At 72.7% G+C, this 2,781-nt stretch carries 2 protein-coding genes; one reads left to right on the forward strand and one right to left on the reverse strand.

The annotated features are described in order from the left end of the window. The coding region (locus tag ACY5KJ_RS19480) for a DUF3017 domain-containing protein (RefSeq protein ID WP_462204046.1) at nucleotides 1-1,058 on the forward strand (1,058 nt) is incomplete at its 5' end. Nucleotides 1,059-1,102: 44 nt separating this feature from the next. Here ACY5KJ_RS19480 and ACY5KJ_RS19485 read toward each other — a convergent pair. Further along, on the reverse strand, nucleotides 1,103-2,323 hold the full coding sequence (locus ACY5KJ_RS19485; protein WP_462189289.1) for an NAD(P)/FAD-dependent oxidoreductase: 1,221 nt from the start codon (nucleotides 2,321-2,323) through the stop codon (nucleotides 1,103-1,105). Between the last annotated feature and the right edge of the window lie 458 nt (nucleotides 2,324-2,781).

The following is a 2,781-nucleotide window of genomic DNA, read 5'->3' on the forward strand; positions in this document are numbered from 1 at the left end:
GCCCCGCCGTGCTCTCGTGCGTCCGTGGGCGCCGGATGCCGCAGGCGGCCTACCGTGTGTTGGTAAGGACCGATGTCCTGGTTGGATTGGTGTTCGATGCATCCTGCACTCGGGTGGAAGCCGTCGCCGATGATGGCGGGGACGCCACCATGTCCCGTACGGGGCCACTGTCCAGCAGGAGATCCCAACCGCTGCCGGAGGTGAGGGTGACCGACGCGGTGCGCGGCTCCGGCCCGGCTCGACCCGGGGGTGATCCAGGCCGCCCCGGGCCGGGGGGGCGGTACCGATCCGACGGATATTCCGGCGGACATGAGGCGCCCGATCCCCGGGCGGAGCGGGCAGAGCTGCCGCTGCGCCGCGCTGGGGCGGAAGCGGACCGGCGGCGTCCGTCGTGGCCGGGCACCACCCGCGTCGAGGTCTTCCGTCCGATCGAGGATCGTGACGAGCGCCTTCCCGCCGAGTATCGCGGGTTGCGTCGGTTCGACCGTCCCGTTCCGCCGGCACCGGCCCCGCTGGCCGCCCCGGGTCAGCCCGGATCGTCCCCACCGGAGCGGGTCGAGGGCGACGGCATCCCATCGCACGACCCGTGGCGTCCGGTGTCCTCCCCGCTGGTCGGCCCCGAGGAGCACCGGAAGTCGGCGGTCGGTGCGGAGCCTGGGCCACCAGTGGCAGGGACCATCTCCGGATCCCGGAGAACACCGGTCCCAGCTGCCTCCCCGCCACCATTCGTCACGCCCGGCGCACCCGCCGGGGCCGGGACTGCCGGGCGTGGCGACGGGGGCGGGATCGGCGGCTGGCTACGGCGGGAGGCCACCTTCGCGTTGGTGCTCGCCGGGGTCACCGTCGGGCTGGTGCTGGTCTTCCAGGACAGATGGCGCCGAGGAATGGTGGTCGTCGGCGTGGTCCTGGTGATGGCCGCTCTGGCCCGTTTGGTGCTGCCGGCACGGCGGATCGGCCTGCTGGCGGTGCGGGGGCGGGCCTTCGATGTGGGTATTCTCCTTCTGTTTGGAGTATCTGTGATAATCCTCACATTCGCCGTTCCCTATATCGGCCCGTGACGGGTTAGCGCAGGCCGTGGCGGGTCAGGGCGGCCCGTGGCGGGTTAGCGCAGGCCGGTCATGGTGCGCCGCATCGCCAGACGGGTCAGGGAACTCGCCGGGATCGTGCCGCGGCCCAGTCCGATCTCGACGAGCGTGTCGTACAGCTCGGTACGAGTGCGGGCGGCCCGCACCGCCGCGTCCATCAGCGTGCGGCGCCGCCCGGCGAGACCGGCCAGCAGGGCCGTGTGCCGCAGATGCCGTCCCAGCTCCGCGTCGAGAGCGCGTCGGTAGACCCGGCCCGCGCTGGCCGGGTGCGCCGCGCGGACGGCGGCATGCCCGGCCAGCGACCCCGACAGCACCGCGTAGTAAATGCCCTCCCCGGTCAGGGGGTTGATCAGGGAGGCCGCGTCCCCGGCGAGCAGCACGGAACCGTTCGGCTGCCGGGGGCGATGGGTCGACAGCGGCAGATGATGGGCCCGCAGCGTGGCCGGATGCGCCGGTGTCTCGGGCAGCATGCGGGCGAGCGTGCGGCGCAGGACGGTCTTGGCGCTCGTTCCGTCCGTCCCGCCGGCCAGCCGGGACCGCAGCATCCCGTAGCCGATGTTCGCACGGCCGTCGCCGATCGGGAACGACCAGGCGTAGGCCGGCCAACCCTCGTCGGTCATGTGGATGAACTGTTCGGGGGGGCCGTCGTCGAAGGCGACGTCGGTGTAGGCCCGCACGGCGATCGCCATCGCCTCGGGGGGGTTACCCGGCAGCCCGAGCCCGCGGCGTACCGCGGAGTTCGCGCCGTCCGCGCCGATGACGACCCGCGCCGTGAGCGTGCCGTTGACCACGACGACCGGCTCCCGTCCCCGACCGTCCAGGCGCGGCCGGTCGGTAAGTTCCAGGGACCGCACGCGCCGCTGGATCAGCTGAGCCCCACGTGCCTGGGCCGCGGCCACGAGACGGGCGTCGAAGACCTCCCTGGGTACCACGTAGTTGGCTCGGGCCGAGGGAGTGGCCACCTCGGCGCCCCCTGGGGTGCGCAGGCGCATGCGGTCCACCGGCCGGTACCCGGCGACCGCATCGGTCACGCCGAGATCACGCAGGACGTCCAGGCCGTGCGGGGCGATGCCGTCACCGCAGGTCTTGTCCCGGGGGAACTCAGCGGCGTCGACGATGACGACGTGTGCGTCCGGGCGTTCTCGCAGGGCGCCCAGAGCCGCCGCGCTGCCGGCCGGGCCGCCCCCGACGACAAGGACGTCGATCGTGCGGGAAAGTAGATCGACCGCCTCGTCCACGCGCACGATCGGGGTGGCGACGGTGATCGTGTCAGCGTCCTTGACTGGTCCTGCCGTTACGTATTGTGGTCCTGCGGTTCCCGTGATGTCACGTCTCCCCGCCCGCTCCCGCGGACCTGAGCCGTCCCTCGGATCCACGCCGTCCCGCGGGGTCACGCCGGATCCTCGGGCCTCCGTGGTGGCGTTCTCTCCGGGGTGCTCGTCACGCGGGGCGGGCGGGCCGGACGAGGATGTGAGGGTCTGCACGCCAGCCAGTCTCGCAGCCGGCTGCCCCCCGGTGGACGCATGCCCCGCCTCGCCCGGCCCGCGGGGTGGACCGGGTGCCCGGGTCGTCGGGACCGGCGGGAAAACCTCGTACAGCGCGGAACGTGGTAAACATTCACCTGCTTTAGTGATCTTGCTGTAGGTGACGGTTCACGGGCATGGCTGTGGGCCGCGCCGGGCGGGGTGGTTGGGGT

The sequence above is a fragment of the Frankia sp. CcWB3 genome (assembly GCF_977927595.1).